Origin of the sequence: Streptomyces sp. AN091965, from assembly GCF_022698285.1 — a bacterium.
GTDB lineage: Bacteria > Actinomycetota > Actinomycetes > Streptomycetales > Streptomycetaceae > Streptomyces.
On record NZ_JALDMY010000001.1, the window covers coordinates 775,095 to 791,491 of the forward strand.

20 protein-coding genes are annotated in these 16,397 nt (G+C 72.1%); 11 read left to right on the forward strand and 9 right to left on the reverse strand.

The genetic code is table 11. The annotated features are described in order from the left end of the window. Positions 1 to 4: 4 nt before the first annotated feature. The 5 genes from MQV74_RS02905 to MQV74_RS02925 are packed head-to-tail and all read left to right on the forward strand — an operon-like array spanning position 5 to position 4,541. Positions 5 to 781, forward strand: coding sequence for an L-iditol 2-dehydrogenase (locus MQV74_RS02905; RefSeq protein ID WP_242714415.1), 777 nt, complete (start codon positions 5 to 7; stop codon positions 779 to 781). 34 nt (positions 782 to 815) lie between these two features. After that, positions 816 to 2,186, forward strand: a complete 1,371-nt coding sequence (locus MQV74_RS02910) for a glycosyltransferase (RefSeq protein WP_242714416.1) — start codon at positions 816 to 818, stop codon at positions 2,184 to 2,186. Further along, complete coding sequence (locus MQV74_RS02915) at positions 2,183 to 3,382, forward strand: MFS transporter (RefSeq protein WP_242714417.1); 1,200 nt, start codon at positions 2,183 to 2,185, stop codon at positions 3,380 to 3,382. Before MQV74_RS02910 ends, MQV74_RS02915 begins: the two co-directional genes overlap by 4 nt. Continuing rightward, on the forward strand, positions 3,379 to 4,185 hold the full coding sequence (locus MQV74_RS02920) for an acetoacetate decarboxylase family protein (RefSeq protein WP_242714418.1): 807 nt from the start codon (positions 3,379 to 3,381) through the stop codon (positions 4,183 to 4,185). The genes MQV74_RS02915 and MQV74_RS02920 overlap by 4 nt, the downstream gene beginning before the upstream one ends. Beyond that, positions 4,182 to 4,541, forward strand: coding sequence for a 5' nucleotidase, NT5C type (locus MQV74_RS02925; RefSeq protein WP_242714419.1), 360 nt, complete (start codon positions 4,182 to 4,184; stop codon positions 4,539 to 4,541). The genes MQV74_RS02920 and MQV74_RS02925 overlap by 4 nt, the downstream gene beginning before the upstream one ends. A gap of 127 nt (positions 4,542 to 4,668) precedes the next feature. On the opposite strand, the gene MQV74_RS02930 is transcribed toward MQV74_RS02925, so the two are convergent. Both MQV74_RS02930 and MQV74_RS02935 read right to left on the reverse strand, forming a co-directional pair. Continuing rightward, positions 4,669 to 5,058: a response regulator gene (locus MQV74_RS02930; RefSeq protein WP_242714420.1), complete on the reverse strand. Its 390-nt coding sequence runs from the start codon at positions 5,056 to 5,058 to the stop codon at positions 4,669 to 4,671. 383 nt (positions 5,059 to 5,441) lie between these two features. Then, entirely contained in the window at positions 5,442 to 5,669 is a 228-nt protein-coding gene (locus tag MQV74_RS02935; RefSeq protein WP_242714421.1) for a DUF5133 domain-containing protein, read from the reverse strand. 198 nt (positions 5,670 to 5,867) lie between these two features. Here MQV74_RS02935 and MQV74_RS02940 point away from each other — a divergent pair, with 198 nt between their 5' ends. After that, positions 5,868 to 6,794: an SDR family oxidoreductase gene (locus MQV74_RS02940; RefSeq protein ID WP_242714422.1), complete on the forward strand. Its 927-nt coding sequence runs from the start codon at positions 5,868 to 5,870 to the stop codon at positions 6,792 to 6,794. A gap of 96 nt (positions 6,795 to 6,890) precedes the next feature. Then, positions 6,891 to 7,778: an SDR family oxidoreductase gene (locus MQV74_RS02945; protein ID WP_242714423.1), complete on the forward strand. Its 888-nt coding sequence runs from the start codon at positions 6,891 to 6,893 to the stop codon at positions 7,776 to 7,778. 71 nt (positions 7,779 to 7,849) lie between these two features. Here MQV74_RS02945 and MQV74_RS02950 read toward each other — a convergent pair whose 3' ends face one another. Beyond that, positions 7,850 to 8,032, reverse strand: coding sequence for a CsbD family protein (locus MQV74_RS02950; RefSeq protein WP_242714424.1), 183 nt, complete (start codon positions 8,030 to 8,032; stop codon positions 7,850 to 7,852). Positions 8,033 to 8,121: 89 nt separating this feature from the next. After that, on the reverse strand, positions 8,122 to 9,723 hold the full coding sequence (locus MQV74_RS02955; RefSeq protein ID WP_242714425.1) for an eCIS core domain-containing protein: 1,602 nt from the start codon (positions 9,721 to 9,723) through the stop codon (positions 8,122 to 8,124). 368 nt (positions 9,724 to 10,091) lie between these two features. Between MQV74_RS02955 and MQV74_RS02960 the strand changes: the two genes are divergently transcribed. The 4 genes from MQV74_RS02960 to MQV74_RS02975 all read left to right on the forward strand — a co-directional run bounded on the left by MQV74_RS02960 (position 10,092) and on the right by MQV74_RS02975 (position 11,591). After that, a complete protein-coding gene (locus tag MQV74_RS02960; protein WP_242714426.1) occupies positions 10,092 to 10,295 on the forward strand; it encodes a hypothetical protein in 204 nt (67 codons plus the stop codon). 129 nt (positions 10,296 to 10,424) lie between these two features. Further along, positions 10,425 to 10,853, forward strand: a complete 429-nt coding sequence (locus MQV74_RS02965) for a phage holin family protein (RefSeq protein WP_242714427.1) — start codon at positions 10,425 to 10,427, stop codon at positions 10,851 to 10,853. After that, positions 10,850 to 11,320: a DUF3618 domain-containing protein gene (locus tag MQV74_RS02970; protein WP_242714428.1), complete on the forward strand. Its 471-nt coding sequence runs from the start codon at positions 10,850 to 10,852 to the stop codon at positions 11,318 to 11,320. The genes MQV74_RS02965 and MQV74_RS02970 overlap by 4 nt, the downstream gene beginning before the upstream one ends. A gap of 4 nt (positions 11,321 to 11,324) precedes the next feature. After that, positions 11,325 to 11,591, forward strand: coding sequence for a DUF4235 domain-containing protein (locus MQV74_RS02975; protein ID WP_242714429.1), 267 nt, complete (start codon positions 11,325 to 11,327; stop codon positions 11,589 to 11,591). A 40-nt stretch (positions 11,592 to 11,631) separates the two neighbouring features. Here MQV74_RS02975 and MQV74_RS02980 read toward each other — a convergent pair whose 3' ends face one another. From MQV74_RS02980 to MQV74_RS03000, 5 genes are all read right to left on the reverse strand, one after another. Beyond that, positions 11,632 to 12,252 carry a DJ-1/PfpI family protein gene (locus tag MQV74_RS02980; protein ID WP_242714430.1) on the reverse strand — a complete coding sequence of 207 codons (621 nt, stop codon included), beginning with the start codon at positions 12,250 to 12,252 and terminating at the stop codon, positions 11,632 to 11,634. A gap of 45 nt (positions 12,253 to 12,297) precedes the next feature. Beyond that, a complete protein-coding gene (locus MQV74_RS02985) occupies positions 12,298 to 13,017 on the reverse strand; it encodes an alpha/beta fold hydrolase (RefSeq protein ID WP_242714431.1) in 720 nt (239 codons plus the stop codon). A 154-nt stretch (positions 13,018 to 13,171) separates the two neighbouring features. Next, a complete protein-coding gene (locus MQV74_RS02990; protein WP_242714432.1) occupies positions 13,172 to 14,038 on the reverse strand; it encodes a helix-turn-helix domain-containing protein in 867 nt (288 codons plus the stop codon). A gap of 76 nt (positions 14,039 to 14,114) precedes the next feature. Then, positions 14,115 to 14,966: an alpha/beta fold hydrolase gene (locus tag MQV74_RS02995; RefSeq protein WP_242714433.1), complete on the reverse strand. Its 852-nt coding sequence runs from the start codon at positions 14,964 to 14,966 to the stop codon at positions 14,115 to 14,117. A 172-nt stretch (positions 14,967 to 15,138) separates the two neighbouring features. Further along, positions 15,139 to 16,386, reverse strand: a complete 1,248-nt coding sequence (locus MQV74_RS03000; RefSeq protein WP_242714434.1) for a PucR family transcriptional regulator — start codon at positions 16,384 to 16,386, stop codon at positions 15,139 to 15,141. Between the last annotated feature and the right edge of the window lie 11 nt (positions 16,387 to 16,397).

The window sequence follows — 16,397 nt, forward strand, 5'->3', positions numbered from 1 at the left end:
TGTCGTGGAAAGCAAGGTCCTCAACGACAAGGTGGCGGTGGTCACCGGCGCGGCCCGAGGCATCGGCCGGGCCATCGCGCAGCGGTACGTCGAGGAAGGCGCGTTCGTCGCCGTCGCGGACGTCGACGCCGTGGCGGCCGAGAAGACCGCGGCGGAGCTCGGCGAGCGGGCCTCGGCCTTCGCCTGGGACGTCGCGGACACGGCGGCGGCGCGCGCCGTGGTGGAGCGGGTGGCCCTCCGCTTCGGCAGGATCGACATCCTCGTCAACAACGCGGGCGTCTTCGACATGCAGCCGCTCCTGGAGATCACCGAGGCCGAGTACGACCGGGTCTTCGACATCAATGTGAAGGGCCTGCTCTTCACGCTCCAGGCGGTCGCGAGGGACATGGTCGACCGCGGCGTGCGCGGCAAGATCATCAACATCGCGTCCCAGGCCGGGCGCAGGGGCGAGCCGCTCGTCGCGGTGTACTGCGCGAGCAAGGCCGCGGTCATCAGCCTCACGCAGTCCGCGGGCCTCGCCCTGATCCGGCACGGCATCAACGTCAACGGCATCTCGCCGGGCGTCGTCGACACCTCCTGGGACAACGTCGACGCGCTGTTCGCCAAGTACGAGAACAGGCCGCTCGGCGAGAAGAAGCGGCTGGTCGGCGAGGCCGTGCCCTTCGGGCGCATCGGCCAGGCCGACGACCTCGTGGGCGCCGGGGTGTTCCTGGCCTCGCGGCACGCGGACTACGTCGTCGCCCAGACCCTCAACGTCGACGGCGGCAACTGGATGAGCTGACGGGCGGGAGCGCCCGCAGGAGACGGAGGCGGTTATGGCGGTACCGGCGCACGACGGGCCGAGCGCGATCGGGGCACCGGCCGGAGGCGGTCCGGCGCACGGCGACGCGGAGGAGGTGCCCCAGGCCGCGCTCGTCGTCGTCTCCATCGACGGCCTGTCCTCGCTCAAGTGCGGCATCGGCTGTGTCGTCCACTGGTTCTTCGAGGCGATCGACGAGATCGTGGCGGCGACCCCTGAACTGCGGCACGAGAACTGGTCGCTGCACGCGCTGAGCCCGCGCCTCGACCCGGCGTCCGACGACTACGCGAGCGACATCGTGGCCGACGTCGCCACCGCCTGCGGCAGATACCGCGGCGACTTCCGGTGGTTCGACGTGGAGGACAACTCCTCCCTCAAGAGCGTCTGGTCGCTCGACGACGTCGACCGCTGGCGCTCGATGTGCCACCACGCGGCCGCGGAGATCCGCCGGCTCGCCGAGGGCCGCAAGCAGGTGACCGTCCTCGCGCACGGCACGATGTTCGCCACGCTCAGGTCCCATCTGGCGGCCTGGCCCAACGTGCAGCTGATCTACATGACGCACACCCTCGGCCGCGTCTTCCTCGACGCCAACTCGCGCAACAGGACGTCGTACGAGGACGAGGGCTTCGCCCTGATGCGCACCGCGACCCGGGACAGGATCGGCTTCGTCGGCACCTACTACCGCGACGTGCTGCTCACCGAGTACGACCGGCGCGACAAGGACCTGGTCCCGTTCCAGAACGCGGTCTACATCCGCTCGCGCCGGTTCGGCGAACTCGCGGACCACGCGACGGCGGCCGACCTGGGTCCGGTGCCGGGCGGCAAACGGCTCGTCTTCTCCTGGGGCCGGTGCGTGCCGCAGAAGGGCTTCGACGTGGTCATCCCCGCGTTCGGCGCCTTCCTGAGCGAGCGCGACGACGCCGAGGACTGGCACCTGGTGCTGCTCGCGCCCCAGGAGGTCGCGGCCTCGGAGTACGTGGCGTCGCTGCACGCGCAGCTGCGGGAGCTGCCGCCGGGCAGCTACACCTTCGTCGAGCACTTCGAACCGCTGCTGCCCTTCCGGATCCTGGCCAGCCCGGCACTGGAGATCTGCGTGTTCGCCTCCCGCTTCGAGGCGGGGCCGCTCACGCTCATCGAAGCCCTCGCGTTCGGCCACGAGGACGTGAGCATCGCGTGGCACGACATCCCGCCGATGCGCCACCTCCTCAGGGACCAGCCCAAGACGTTCGGCTTCGCTCCGCTGCGGGCGCGGGAGATGGCGGAGGCCATGCTGCGGGCGGCGGACGACGGCGGCGGGATCGTCAAGGGCAGCGTCATCGACTTCGCGACGAGCATGTCGACCGGCCTCTCGGCCTCCTTGGGCTGGTGGGACACCTCCGAAGCATGAAGGAGAGCAGCATGATCCGCCTGTGCGCGGCCCTGTTCTGCGTGTTCGGCTTCACGCTCGGCAGCTGGCAGGCGTCGCTCCCCGACCTCGTGCGCGACCTGGACGTGTCCCCGCTGGAACTGGGCCTGTGTCTGACCGTCGGGTTCGCCGGGGCGCTTCCGGCCATGTTCATGGGCGGGCGTCTCATCGCGCGGTTCGGTGCCAAGGGGCTGCTCATGGCGGGGGCGACCGGCATGGCGATCGCGCTCGTGGGCGTGGGGTTCACGGGCTCGTACGTGGTGCTCGTCCCGCTGGTGCTCGTGCTGCTCGGCTGCCAGGGCTCCTTCGACGTCGCGATCAACGCGGTGGCGATCGCGATCGAGCAGCGGTCGGGCCGGCAGATCCTCGCCTTCATGCACGGGGCGTTCAGCCTGTCCGCCGCTGCGGGCGCGCTGTGCTTCAGCGCCTACCGGCCGCTCGGGTTCCGCGCCGGCTACTTCGGGGTCGCGGTCGTCCTCGCGCTCTTCGTGTGGTGCATGGCGCGCTGGCGCGCCCTGCCCGAGGCGAGGTCGGCGCCCGCGCCCGCGTCCGGGCCGCGGGAGCGCCGCGTCCTGCTGGGGGCCGACGTCCTCCTGGTCGCGGGGATCGTCGGCGTCTCCTTCCTCGGCTCGGGGATCCTGGAGAACTGGTCCGCGCTCTACGTCCGGGACACGGTCAGCGACCTGGCCGTCATCAGCTCCGTCGGCCTCGCGAGCTTCCACGGCGCGATGGGGCTCGGCCGCGTCCTGACGTCCGCCGTGCTGCGCTACGCCGACCGGCTCACGACCATCGCCGCGTGCGGGCTCCTGATGGCGGCTGCCATGGTGTGGTCGCTGTGCGCGCCGGGCCCGGTGCAGGCGGTGGCCGCGCTCTTCATCGTCGGGATCCTGCTGTCCGGCATCGCGCCGATCGGCTTCTCGGTCGCCGGGGACCTGCGGCCCGACCGGGTCGGCGAGGTGAGCTCCACCGTGGCGATCGCCGGGTACGCGAGCTTCCTCGTGGGTCCTGTCCTCGTCGGCGTCCTGGCGGACCTGCTCGGACTGCGGGCCGCGCTGGGGTCGGTGGTCGTCGTCGGCGTGGTGATCAGCCTGCTGGCGCTGCTGCTCAAGGGGCAGCCGCGGAAGGCGGGGCCGGCGCACGATCCGGTCGCCGGTCCACTGGAGGGGGCGGAGCGATGAGGTTCGATCCCGGCTCCACGTATCGCATGCCGGTCGCGTTCGGGCCGTTGCCCGGCCCGCGCCAGGCGCTGCCGGGCTCCGCGCCCCGGGGCGGCGAGGCGTCCATCACCTCGTACGTGCTCCGCTTCCCGACGACGGCCGAGGCCCTCACCGAGCTGCTTCCGCCCGGCTTCGCGCTGCACGGCGAGCCCGTCGTCACCCTCGAGTACACCGAACTCACCGACGTGCCCTGGCTGGCCGGGCGCGGCTACGACACCTTCGCGGTCAAGCTCCCGGTCCGCTTCGAGGGCCGCGAGGACAGGGTGACGGGCTCCTTCGTCGCCGTCGTCTGGGAGAACATGGCCGACCCGATCATCACGGGCAGGGAGGAGCTCGGCTACGCCAAGCTCTTCGCCGATCTGACGTCCCGGCCCGAGGGGCGGGACGCGCACCGCTGCGCGGCGTCCTGGGACGGCCACACCTTCGCGGAGCTGGAGTTCGACCGCATCACCGAGGTGCGGCCCGAGCCCGCGGCGCCGCAGGGCGGCGTGCTCAACTTCGCCTACGTTCCCGGTGTGGACGCCGGATCGCGACCCGACCGCGCGGGCGCGGTGCTCACGCCCGCCGTCGACGCCGTGGAGGTCGTCCGGCAGGCGACAGCGGTGGGCCGCGTGCGCTTCGTGAGGTCGACGTGGGAGCAACTGCCCACCTTCTACAACGTGGTCAACGCGCTGGAGCGGCTGCCGGTCCTCGGCCCCGGCGACTGCGTCGTGCGCCGGCTCCGGCGCAACGTCGAGAACCGCGGCCAGAGGCGCCTCGTATGACGGCGCGGGGCAGGAAGGTGCTCGCCGTCGACCTCGACGAGGTTTCGGCCGACACGGTCGCCAAGCGGCTGCGGCGCTACGAGGCCGACTACGGCGAGGCGTTGTCCCGCGCGGCCATCCACGGCAGGCAGCTCCGCGATGCCGTGCCTCCCGGGCGCAGGGTCCAGGTCGAGGCGTGCCTCGACGAGCCCGGCTTCTCGCGGGACGTGCCCGTGATGGCGGACGCCCGCCCGGTGCTGCGGGACCTGGCCGAACGCTTCGAGATCATCTTCGCCACGTCGGCGATGGACCACCCGGTGTCCCTGCACGACCGGTATCTGTGGCTCCTGAAGAACCAGCGCACGGTGTGTGGCTGACTCACCACCGCCCGGGCAACTACCCTCCTGGGTGGGTTCGGCAGTGAGCCCGCCTACCGCTCCCCGCCCTGCGGGTCGGGGAGCGGGACACCTCGGTCGGCTGCCGCGACCGCCGCGACCGGACCGGTCAGCCCGCCTCGCGCTCCCGGATCTGTGTGTAGAGGGCGGCGAGGGCCTCCACGTGGGCGCACAGGGCCCAGGGGCTGATCGGTTTCATCAGGAACCCTGCCGCGCCCAGGCCGAAGGCGCGCTCGGCCAGCTCGTCGCTGCGCCCCACCCCGGTGATCAGGATCACGGGAAGCTGTCGCGTCTGGTCGAGGCGGCGCAGATAGCCGAGCACGTCCAGGCCGTCGAGGCCGGGCATCAGCAGGTCCAGAAGCACGACGGCGACGTTCTCGCGCAGCACCGTGCGCAGCGCCTGCTCCCCGCTGGTGGCGCGCAGGACGGGGCGTCCCAGGGGAACGAGCACCTGCTCCATGGCGAACAGGTTGTCCGCGTGGTCGTCGACGACCAGCACCGCGTACGAGTCCCGCGATGTGCTCCCCGTGTCGGAGGGCGAGTACCGATGCGGAGCAACGGGTTCCGTAACGGGAGTGTGGGGCACAGGCGGCAGCCTCATGAGCGATGGTCTCCAGATGACGCGCGAGAGCACGAAGTGGCCGCTGCCTGACCATCTTCCAGGCCGACACCTTAGCGTCGTCCGCCGCCCCCGCGCCTCGTTCCAGGGGTTCGTCTCACGATCGGAGGATATTAACGGGCCGACCGTGACCGGCGCGGCCCTTCGCCACCGCAGCCACGTGGCGGCGAAGGACCTCAGGGCTGTTGCCCCAACCCTGTCCCCCACGAGTCGCCAGCGCGCGTGCTCTCACACGGGTCTCTTCCGGGAACCCCGCGGCGGATTCACGCGTCGAGGAGCGAGTCGTCCTCGGGCCGGGCGCCGGGCAGCCGGTGGCGGGCCGCGATGAGGGCGGCGTCGACGTCACGGGTGCCCGTGGACACGCACAGCGTGTAGGCGACGTCGTCCATGCGCCGGCGGACCTGCGGGCGGCCGTTCTCGGCGTGCAGGATCCGCAGCGTCTCGTACTGCTCGACGAGGTCACGCAGGATCGCGGGGTGGGCCATGAGCATGAGAACCTCCCTAGTCACCGGACTTCCCCGGGTCGCACAGCGACCCGTATGCCCAGGGTCCCGACCGCCATGCACGCGGACCTCCGATCACGGAGACGGGTCGTTTGAGCGCGTGCGGGTCGGACACGCGGTGCCTGTGCGTACCGCCGGACCGCGGCGGCGCCGACCGTTCAGGCGAACCGAGTGGAGGCTATGACGATGGAGAGGAACCAGGCGGGCAGCGAGCGGCTCGACCGCCCAGCGATGCCTCAGGAGGAGGCGGAGATCTCCCCTCCTTACCGTTTCCAGCGCCAGCAGCGCCCCGGCCTCGAAGCCAGCATGGAGGTCCGGCCGCGGTACCTCGCCCCGCACTACCGGGGCTCAGGCAAGCTCGCCGGGAAGGTCGCCCTGATCACCGGGGGCGATTCGGGCATCGGTCGTTCGGTCGCCGTGCTGTACGCGCGCGAGGGCGCCGACGTGGCCATCGTCTACCTGCCCGAGGAGCAGCCCGACGCCGAGGAGACCCGGGCCGCGGTCGAGGCCGAAGGGCGCTCCTGTCTGCTGCTTCCGGGCGATCTGTGCGATCCGGCCTTCTGCAAGGACGTGGTCGACCGCACGGTGGCCGAGCTCGGCGGACTGAACGTCCTGGTGAGCAACGCGGCCTACCTCAACAGCCAGAACGACCTGTCCGATCTGACGGCCGCCGACTTCGACCGCGTCTTCAAGACCAACGTCTACGCGTACTTCCACCTGCTGATGGCCTCCCTGGAGCACCTCTCCCACGGGGACGCCGTCATCGCCACCGCGTCCGAGGAGGCCCTCAAGGGCAGCGACATGATGATGGACTACGCCGCCTCCAAGGCAGCCATGGTGACCTTCACCAAGTCCATCGCCTCCCACCTCGCCCAGCGCGGCGTCCGCGCCAACGTCGTCTCCCCCGGCCCCACCTGGACGGTGCTCAACGTGGCGGGACAGCGTTTCCCCGACGACTACCTCACTCATCTCGGCAGCTCCGCTCCCATGGGACGCGTGGCACAGCCAGAGGAAATCGCTCCGGCCTATGTGTACCTCGCCTCCGACGCGGACTCCAGCTTCACCGTCGGCGAGATCATCGCCGTCACCGGAGGCCTGACGGACACGCGCTGACGCGGGCGCCGGAGGCGGCGCACGCGAGGTGTGCCCGCCCCCTCCACGGGGTACCCAAGGATCCCCCCCCAAGATCCATACGCAGAGGAGTGCCTGATGCCCGGCCCCGAGGAGCCCCAGGATCCCACCACCAAGCACCCGCGGCCCGACTTCCCCGACCAGGACCAGGAGCCGCCCGGCTGGACAGGGCCCATGGACCCGCCACCCGACCACGGGGAGGAGTCCTACCGGGGCGCGGACCGGCTCGTGGACCGCAAGGCCGTGCTGACCGGCGGCGACTCCGGAATCGGCCGCGCGGTGGCTCTCGCCTTCGCCCGTGAGGGCGCGGACGTCCTGTTCACCCACCTGCCCGAGGAAGCCGACGAAGCCCGTGAGACGGTCCGCCTCGTCGAAGAAGCGGGCCGCACCGCGGTGCCCGTGTCCTGCGACCTCCGGGAGGAGTCCCCGTGCGAGCAGGTGGTCGCCCGCGCCGTCGCCGAGTTCGGGCGGATCGACATCCTGGTCAACAACGCCGCGTACCAGATGTCGCAGCCGGACGGCATCACCGCGATCACCACGGAACAGTTCGACCGGGTCGTCCGTACGAACCTCTACGCGATGTTCTGGCTGTGCAGGGCGGCCGTCCCCCATATGCGCCCCGGTAGCACGATCATCAACACCACGTCCGTCCAGGCGTACAAGCCGAGCCCCCACCTGCTCGACTACGCGATGACCAAGGGCGCCATCGTCACGTTCACCCAGGGCCTGGCCCAGATGCTCGTGGAGAAGGGGGTCAGGGTGAACGCCGTGGCACCGGGCCCGGTCTGGACCCCGCTCATCCCGGCGACGCTGCCCGACACCGCGGAGTTCGGCAAGCAGGCTCCGCTGGGCCGGCCGGCCCAGCCCGCCGAGATGGCACCGGCCTACGTCTACCTCGCCTCGGACCAGGCCAGCTTCATCACCGCGGAGGTCCTCAACGCCACGGGCGGAACGCCGCTGCCGTAGCCGGGGGCCGTACCGGGCGAACACGCGCGAGCCGCCCCGCCGCGAGGGCGGGGCGGCCGTTCAGCGCGTGGTCAGCGGTCGTCGCGGTCCCGGAGGGAGTCGCGGACGCCCTGGGCCTTCTCGCGCGCCTCCTCCGCGGCCTCCCGCATCTTGGCCTTGGCCTGGTCGGTCTTGCCCTCGGCCTCCATGCGGTCGTTTCCGGTGGCCTTGCCGACCATTTCCTTGGCCTTGCCCTTGGCCTTGTCCACGCCCATGGTCACTCCTCTGGTGGGGTTGGGGATGCCTGTCACGCTATGGGCGATCCGGGAGGGGCGCATCCGGAGGCGGACCGCCGCCGCGTGGGTCAGTTCTCGCGATCCGACTCCGAGCCGTACCCGGCCAGGACGTCGCCGTCCTTGGTGAGGGTCACATACGTCTGCTGGACGTGGTCGTCGATGAGGGCGAAGACGGCGGCCGCCCGCGCGGCCGGAAGGACGTCGACGCTGTCCTTGTACTCGTTCACCGTCTTGTTGGCGAAGTGTTCGGAGTAGAACGCGCCGGGGCGCACCAGGTCCTGTCCGTCGGCGCCCTTGGGCGAGCCGTCCGGGTAGAGCTTGCTGAAGCAGGTGGCGCACGGGCGCTTCGTGCCGCCGAGGTGCTCGGGGGTGACGCCGCCGTTGTGTGCGAGGATGCGCAGCTCCGCGTGCAGCCCTTCGCCGCCTCCGCGCGCGACGACCACTCCGCCGCTGCCGGCCCCGCCGCCGCCCGGCCCCGCGGTCTCCTCCTCGTGCGCGCGGTCCGCCGCCTCGAAGTGCGCGTTGACCCGCTCGCTCCTGTCCTTCTCCTCCCTCGGCGCGTCCGGCTTCGGCGCGGGGCGCTTCGCCGTGGCGATCATGTACCCCACCAGGTCCCGGACCCCGTTCTCCTGCAACCAGGCCAAGTGGGCGTTCGATGAGATGTCGTTGGCCGCGAGGACGAGCCTGCCGTCACCGTCGATCGCCGCCTGTACCTCCACGGGGTTGAAGAAGGTGCGCGAACCAGGGGTGCGCTCCTTCGTCACCAGGTACTGCTTGGTGACGGTGGCGATCCAGCGCAGCCGCTGGACCTCCGGCTGGTCCTCGAAATCCCTCGGGGACGACTCTCCTTGTACGGCGGTCCGCGCCTGGAACTCGCCTCCTGACGCGGAGCGGACGACCCACTTGCCCGATGCGAGGAACTGGGCGCGCAGCGCGGCCTTGAACTCCGCTCCTCGCTCTTGGGGTGTCATTCTCCTGATGCGTTCCAGCGGTGCGGCGTCCGTGAGGTGGGCCAGTTCCTCCAGGTCCGAACTGCCGAACTCCTCCGCGCTGTCGAGGTCCATGGGGTCGCCCTGCGAGGCACGCTGCACCGGGGCGGACGGGCCGGGGCGGGGCGCGTGCGGGTCCGTGCGGTCCGCTCCGTCCTTCACCGCTCGCTGGACGGTGACGGACGGGGCGGTCTCGAGGCCCGCTTCGAAGGCGTCGCCCTCGGCGTCCGCCGTCCGCTCCGAGGACTGGTCGGGGTCGGTGACGGGGATCCCCGCGCCGTTCGCGGTGCCCGTCTCGGGCACACCCCTGAAGTTGTTGTTGAGGTGGCTGAACTCGTGCCCGATCAGCGACAGGTCCTGGGCCGCCCCTGGCGGCAGGAACACATGGGAGCCGATCGTCATGGCCCGGGCGCCCATCGCCTCGATGGCACGCTGCGCCACCGGACCGTCGTGGAACCGGGCGCCGGAGAAGTCGTTCTGGTAGAACGACTCGGCCCGGTCCATCAGCGGGTCGGGAAGCGTGGTGGTCGGGGAGTCGATGGCCTCGGCGATCAGCGCCTGGTGATCGGCGGGGCCGCCCTCCTTCGCCCCACCGTGACCGCATCCGGGCCCGTGGGCGTGCCGGTCCTCCGTCAGCAGGCGCGCGGCCGCCCGGTTGCCCGCCAGACGCTGGATCGTCATGACCTCCGAGGGATCCATCGTCCCGCGCACCGGCCCCGAGGGGGCAGGCGCCGCCGGGCGGTGAGCCCGTCCCGCGCTCCCGGTCTCCTCCCGGGGGAGCTCTTCGTGTGCCCGCACGGTTCTCCTTCCTCCACGGCGTACTCCTCCGGCCGTTGTAGTCTCCGGGCGTCCGCACGGGCAGGGCCGTCGGGGCACCTCGTGGGGCAGACCGGGCGGCACCTCGGGTCAGGGCGGCGCCTCGGCGATCGCGGTGTCCCGCGCGCCCACGGGTCGGGCGCCCGACGGTCACCAGAACTTCACATGCGTCGGCCGGTGCCCGGCGCCGCGATGGGCACCCGAAGCAGTGTCGCCTGCTGGGAGGGATCCACGTGGTGATCGCCGTCGCACTTCTGCTGCTACCGGTCCTGGCAGTGCTGCTGTACGCGATGGATCGGCTTGAGGGCCGCCTGTTCGACGACGCGCCGAGGGCGCGCCACGCTCGGGGGCGGCACCTGCGTCTGGTGCACAGCACCGGGGAACTGCCGGGCCGCCGTCGGCGCGCCGAGCGGCGCGCGCGCAGGGACGCCGCCTGAGCGGCCCCTTGCGGCGCCGCCGGATCTCGTAGGCAGCATCCGGCCGGTTCGGGGTACTCGCGTCCCACGGGTGGCCGGGCGCCGTGGCGCACCGGGCCGGAAGGCAGCTCAAGACAGGAGGTGACGGCTGTGTCGCGTACGCGACCCGAGAGCGGACAGGCCCCGTACCCGTCGGCGGCGGAGCCGGTGGGCGAACTGGTGCAGCGCGCGTCCCACCAGCTGACCGAGCTGGTGCGGGGCGAGATGCGCCTGGCCCAGGCGGAGATGAAGGAGAAGGGCAAGCGGTACGGCAAGGGCGGCGGCCTCTTCGGCGGAGCGGGCCTCGTCGGGTTCCTGATGCTCCAGGCCCTGGTGGCGACCGCGATCGCCGCCCTCGCGGTGCCGCTGCCGGTGTGGGCGGCGGGCCTCGTCGTGAGTGGCGTGCTCGGCCTGGTCGCCGCGGTGATGGCGGTGACGGGGAAGAAGGAGGTCTCCCGGGCCGCGCCGCCCGTGCCGGAGAAGACGATCGAGAACGTGAAGGCCGACGTGGCCGAGATCAAGGAGAGTGCGCACCGATGACCCCACTGCCGCACGAGGACGAGCCCGCCCGGTCCCCGCGGGAACTGCGCGACCAGGTCGAGCGGACCCGCCACGAGCTCGCCGGGACGGTGGAGGCCCTCGCGGCCAAGGCCGACGTCAAGGCCCGGGCCCAGGAGAAGGCCACCGAGGTCAAGGACCAGACCGTCGCCAAGGCGGGCGAGCTCAAGGAGCAGGCCGTGGTCAAGGCGAGGGAACTCAAGGACAAGGCCGCCGACGCCGCCGCCCGGGCGCAGGAGAAGCTGCCCGACCCCGTCAAGGACAAGGCCGTCCAGGCCCGCGCCCAGGCGGCCCGTACCGGACGCGTGTGGGAGGAGAAGGCGCCCGAGCCCCTGCGGACCACGACCGCCCAGGGCGCACGGGCGGCCAGGAACAACCGCGCCGTGCTGCTGGCGGCGGGCGGCGCGGCCGCCCTGATGTGGCTGGCGTACCGCCGGCGGAACGGATGAGCGGATGAAGGCCTCGAAGATCGCCTACAAGCCGGTCGGTCTGGTGCTCGGCGCGGTCAGCGGCATGCTCGCCGGGGCGCTCTTCAAGCAGGCCTGGAAGGTGGTCGGCCGCGACGAGGACGCCCCGGACGCCACCGACGAGGAGCGCGCCTGGAGCCAGGTGCTGCTCGCCGCCACCCTGCAAGGGGCGATCTTCGCCGCGGCCAAGGCGGCCGTGGACCGCGCCGGAGCCACCGCCGTGCGCCGTCTGACCGGTACCTGGCCCGGCTGACGCGGGCGCCGAAGGCAGCGGTGCGGCGCGGGCGGTCCGGCTAGCGCAGGGTGCGGGCCCGGGCGAGGACCTCAGCCGGGGCCTTGGCCACCGAGCCGGTGTCGAAGGGCGGTTGCGGGTCGTACTCGGTGTAGAGCTGGATCGCCTGCGCGGTGACCTCGTCGGTGAGCAGGGCGGCCAGCCGGACGGCCATGTCGATGCCGGAGGAGACCCCCGCCGAGGTGATCACCCGGTCGTGCCGGACGACCCGCTCGGGGGTGTACGTGGCTCCGTACGACTCCAGTTGGGCGGCGGCGTCCCAGTGGGTGGTGGCGGTCAGGCCGTCCAGCAGGCCCGCGGCGCCGAGCACCAGGGAGCCGGTGCAGACCGAGGTGGTGAAGCGGGTGCCCGTGTGGATCCGGCGCACCCAGTCGAGGAACTCGGGGCTCTCCGCCATGGTCCCGGCGCTGCCTCCGCCCGGGATCAGCAGGACGGCACAGTGTTCCACTTCGGAGTACCGGGTCGCGACGTGCACCGGCAGGGAGCCCAAGGTGTCCTGCACCGGGCCGGGTTCGGCGGTGACGAACCGCACGGTGGCGTCGGGCACGTACGCGAGGATCTCGTACGGACCGATCGCGTCGAGCGGCTCGAAGTCGTCGAAGAGCGGGATCACTATGTCCATGCGCCGCAGCATAACCAGCGGCCCGGCGGGCCCCGTCGGGGCCGGTCAGCTCGTCGCGCGGACCGCGTCGCCGATCAGCTCGGCGACCTGCCGGGGTGCGGACAGGGCGACGGCGTGCGAGGCGTCGGGGAGTTCGACGACAACGGCCCCGGCCCGCCGTGCGCAGAAGCGCTGCACCTCGGGGTGGATCGCCCGGTCGGCCCCTGCCACCAGGGCCCAGGACGGCTTCGTCAGCCAGGCCGCCGCGGAGGCCGTCTCGGCGAAGGCCGTGGCGGCGAGGGGGCGTTGGGCCGCCGCAAGGACCCTGGTGATCTCCTCGGCCACGTCCGCGGCGAAGACGGCGGGGAAGGCCACCTCGTCGATGGTGACTTCGACTGCGCTGTCCCCGTCGACGAGGGGGTAGGTCCACTCCTTCAGGCTGCCCGGCAGCAGCGAGTCGGGGAAGCGCCCCTGCAACTCGCCCAGGCTCTCGTCCTCGTGCGGCACGAACGCGGCCACGTAGACGAGCCCGACGACGTTCTCCGCGGCACCGGCCACGGTGATCAGCGCGCCGCCGTAGGAGTGTCCGACCAGGACGACGGGCCCGTCGATCTGGGCGACGACGGAGGCGACGTAGGAGGCGTCGGACGCGAGGCCGCGCAGGGGGTTCGGCGGGGCGAGGACCGGGATGCCGTGGCTCCGCAGTTCCGAGATGACGCCGATCCAGGTCGCCGCGTCGGCGAAGGCACCGTGCACGAGGACGACGGTGGGCAGGGGGGTGGTCATGGGCAGCTCTCTTCTCGGTGTCGGGCCACGTGCGGGGCGTCACGCCGTGGTCCACGAAGGAGGTCCGTGCAGCTGGTCGCCCACGGTAGGGCGGGTGCGGCGGCGCCGCTGGCACGGCGGCGCACCACCGTTGCCACGAGAGCGCACGCCGGGCTCAGGCCGCCTTCGGGGCGAAGGCGGAGGTGGCAAGTGACTGCCATTCGCTGGGGGACATCCCGTACGCGCCCCGGAACGCCCGGCTGAAGTGCGAGGGGCTGCTGAAGCCCCAGCGGTGGGCCACCGCGGCCATGGTGAACCTCCGGTGGGAGCGGCCCAACTCGATCCGGCAGGACTCCAGTCTGCGGCGGCGCACCCACTGGCTCACCGTGGTGCCGTCGTTCTGGAAGAGCTTGTGCAGATAGCGGACGGAGATGTGGTGGGCGCGCGCGATCGACTCCGGGGAGAGGTCAGGGTCCATCAGATGCTCCTCGATGAAGGCCCGGATCCGGGCCAGCGTCGCGTGGCCGCCCCTCGACCCGCGCCCGGCCCCGTCGGCCGTGTCCGTCTCCAGGAGCTCCACGACCAGGACGGAGAGCAGGTGCACGGCCGTACGGGAGAGCCGGTCCCCGATGGCGGTCCGGCGCAGCTCCGCCTCGGCGGCGAGCGCCGACAGGAAGTCCGACACCAGCGCACCAAGACCCTCGTCGCCGCGCACGGGGACGCCCACCACCTGGTGGAGCTCGGCCTCCGTGACGCCCAGATAGCACCGGGGGATCCGGAAGAAGATCATCTGGCAGTCGTCGCCGAACCGCAGCAGGTGGCGCCGGGCCGGGTCGCAGAAGACCAGGTCGTTCGGCTCCAGGAGCGTCCTGGCTCCCTCGCGGAGGCTGCTCACAGGACCGCGGACGTGCATGCCGAGGTAGAGGAACGCGCCCTCCTGCTCGCCGGGCATGTCGGAGAGCGTCTGCACGAGCCACTCGGCATCGGCGGCCGCGGGCCGCGTCGACGCTCGGGGCACGGGTGACATCACTGGCTGCGTCATGGGAACTCCAGACCGTACGGTTCTTCGTGGTGGGGCGGGGCGCTCGCGCGGGCGCCCGGGGAGCGCGGAGGACGGGTCAGGCCCGTGGGCCTGCCTCCTCGGCCAGGAACTTCTCCACCACGGCGTTGAAGGCCGCCGGGTTCTCCAGGAAGGGGAAGTGCGAGTTCGCCACGTCGGCGGCGAAGACGTGCAGCCGCGCGTAGGGAATCCGCTCGGCGACGAACCGCTGCGAGTCGGGGTGGACGTGGCTCCCCTCACAGCCGATCACCAGGGTCGGCACGTCGATCCTGGGAAGCACGTCCCTCCAGTCCTGGGCGCAGTGGTCGAACAGCAGCGGCACACCGGCGTACGCGGGCGTCGCGGCGAGCTGCCCGGCGACGAAGGCGAGCAGCTCCGGGTCGGGCTCGCCGGAGAACATGCCGCGGACGAAGTCGGCCCGCACCTCGTCGCCTCCCGGCGCCGCGAGCGCGGCCCCCAGGTCCAGGAGTGCCGGTACGTCGAAGATGGCGCCGCAGTCGCGCTGCTCCCGCTCGGTCATCCAGGGCACGGCGGCGACGGCCGCGGGCTGGTCGACGGCGACGAAGCGCCGCATCCGCCCGGTCCCGTACTGGTCGACGAAGCTCCACCACACCGAGACGCCCATGGACCAGCCAAGGGCGTCGAAGCGCGGAAGCCGGAGGTGGTCGACGAGTTCGAGCACGTCACGGGCCAGGCGGGCGATGCGGTAGCCGTGCCGGGGCTTGCCGGAGAGGCCGTGGCCGCGCAGATCGACGGTGACGACGCGACGGCCGGGCGCGAGGTCCGCGAGCTGGTGGTGGAACATCGCCTGTGTCTGGCCCCAGCCGTGCAGCATGACGAGGGGGACTCCCCCGCCGCCGCTGTCCCGGTACGCGAGCCGCGCCCCGTCCGTCGTGATCAGTTCCTTCATGGTCTCTTCCCTGGTCACAGGCGGTTTATCCGCATGCCCGCCCCGTCCCGCACATCTTCGGACGCGGCGCTCCGCCGCCACCACCGCGCGCTGTAGGAATCGGGCGGGACATCCTTCTCGTTTTGTCGAAGCACCGGTTCCCGGCCCCCGCCGAGGCGGGGAACACGTCGGGTCACGCGGCCGCTTCGTCACCCGTGGCGAGGAGTTCCTCGATCCGCAGCCCCAGGTGCAGGGTGAGCCGGTGGGCGCCGTCGTCCAGGTCGAGTCCGGTGATCTCCTGAATCTGGCGCAGCCGGTAGTAGAGCGACGTGCGGTGCAGGCGCAGGGCGTCCGCGGTCCGGGGAATGGACCCGGCGTGTTCGAGGAAGCTCCGCAGGGTGTCCCGCAGCCGCTCGCCGCCGTGGGCGGCGGTCAGGGTGCGCAGCGGCTTCGGCACGAGGGAGTCGTTCAGGGCGTGCTCGGGCAGCTGGAGGAGCACGGCGAACTCCCCCAGCCGGTCCCAGTCGCCCACGCCCTTGAGCGAGGGCAGCCGCCGCGCCGCGCGGGCCGCCACGAGCGACTGCTCGTACGACGTCCAGGCGTCGTTCAGGCCCGGGTGTCTGCCGCCGACGCCGATCACGGGAGCCGTGGACGAGTCGAGGAAGGTGGTGAGTTCCTCCAGGATGCGGGCGGACTGGGCGGCGATCTCGGTCGACCGGGGCGGCCGGTCGCGCAGCTGGAGCAGGATCGCCCGCTCCTGGTCGATCGCGGTGATGCCCTGCGCCGAACGCGTCTGCCGGAAGCCCTCCAACGCTGCCCACAGGGCCGCCTCCGACTGCCGTACGGGCTCCGTGCCGCGGCTCAGCCGGACGACGGTGACGAGGACGTGCTCGGCCTCCCCGAGCAGGCCGCGCTCCCTCGCGCGCCGGAGGGCGGCGGTGCGCGTGGCGAGGTTGGAGTCGACCAGTTCCAGGACCAGGGCCCGCTCGTCGGTCTTCCAGGTGTCGGCGGCGAGGTGTTCCAGATACATCTGGGCGGCCATGAGGTCGGCGGCCCAGGCGATGGCTTCGGTGTCCTGTTCGCCGAGCGTCCGGTCGGGCACGACGACCATCAGCAGGCCGAGGAGGTGTCCGCGCTCGCGCAGCGGCACGACGTAGCGCGGCAGCATGCCGAGGTCGTCGCGGCCGTCGATGAATCCGGGCCGCGACCACCGGGCGACACCCTGGGCGAGCACGTGCCGGACGGCCGCGTTGTCGGCGCGGCCCTGGAGGAGCGTGCCGATCCGCACCGGGTCCTCGTCACCGAAGTGGCGGCTCGTGCACACCATGCGGACCAGCGGATCGTCGACCGCGACGGACCGTCCCAGCTTCTCCGCGAGTTCGTCGACCAGCGCTTGGAGCTCCGCGCTGCCAGGACGGGCTCGCTGGGGCCCTGCGGTCATGCGCTGTTCCT

What these genes read in the sequence shown, in the direction of transcription:
- MQV74_RS02910 (WP_242714416.1), top strand. Translation starts at nt 816, where the DNA reads ATGGCGGTACCGGCGCACGACGGGCCGAGCGCGATCGGGGCACCGGCC.
- MQV74_RS02915 (WP_242714417.1), top strand. Translation starts at nt 2,183, where the DNA reads ATGAAGGAGAGCAGCATGATCCGCCTGTGCGCGGCCCTGTTCTGCGTG.
- MQV74_RS02920 (WP_242714418.1), top strand. Translation starts at nt 3,379, where the DNA reads ATGAGGTTCGATCCCGGCTCCACGTATCGCATGCCGGTCGCGTTCGGG.
- MQV74_RS02925 (WP_242714419.1), top strand. Translation starts at nt 4,182, where the DNA reads ATGACGGCGCGGGGCAGGAAGGTGCTCGCCGTCGACCTCGACGAGGTT.
- MQV74_RS02935 (WP_242714421.1), bottom strand. Translation starts at nt 5,669, where the DNA reads ATGCTCATGGCCCACCCCGCGATCCTGCGTGACCTCGTCGAGCAGTAC.
- MQV74_RS02940 (WP_242714422.1), top strand. Translation starts at nt 5,868, where the DNA reads ATGGAGAGGAACCAGGCGGGCAGCGAGCGGCTCGACCGCCCAGCGATG.
- MQV74_RS02945 (WP_242714423.1), top strand. Translation starts at nt 6,891, where the DNA reads ATGCCCGGCCCCGAGGAGCCCCAGGATCCCACCACCAAGCACCCGCGG.
- MQV74_RS02950 (WP_242714424.1), bottom strand. Translation starts at nt 8,032, where the DNA reads ATGGGCGTGGACAAGGCCAAGGGCAAGGCCAAGGAAATGGTCGGCAAG.
- MQV74_RS02955 (WP_242714425.1), bottom strand. Translation starts at nt 9,723, where the DNA reads ATGACGATCCAGCGTCTGGCGGGCAACCGGGCGGCCGCGCGCCTGCTG.
- MQV74_RS02970 (WP_242714428.1), top strand. Translation starts at nt 10,850, where the DNA reads ATGACCCCACTGCCGCACGAGGACGAGCCCGCCCGGTCCCCGCGGGAA.
- MQV74_RS02975 (WP_242714429.1), top strand. Translation starts at nt 11,325, where the DNA reads ATGAAGGCCTCGAAGATCGCCTACAAGCCGGTCGGTCTGGTGCTCGGC.
- MQV74_RS02980 (WP_242714430.1), bottom strand. Translation starts at nt 12,252, where the DNA reads ATGGACATAGTGATCCCGCTCTTCGACGACTTCGAGCCGCTCGACGCG.
- MQV74_RS02985 (WP_242714431.1), bottom strand. Translation starts at nt 13,017, where the DNA reads ATGACCACCCCCCTGCCCACCGTCGTCCTCGTGCACGGTGCCTTCGCC.
- MQV74_RS02990 (WP_242714432.1), bottom strand. Translation starts at nt 14,038, where the DNA reads ATGACGCAGCCAGTGATGTCACCCGTGCCCCGAGCGTCGACGCGGCCC.
- MQV74_RS02995 (WP_242714433.1), bottom strand. Translation starts at nt 14,966, where the DNA reads ATGAAGGAACTGATCACGACGGACGGGGCGCGGCTCGCGTACCGGGAC.
- MQV74_RS03000 (WP_242714434.1), bottom strand. Translation starts at nt 16,386, where the DNA reads ATGACCGCAGGGCCCCAGCGAGCCCGTCCTGGCAGCGCGGAGCTCCAA.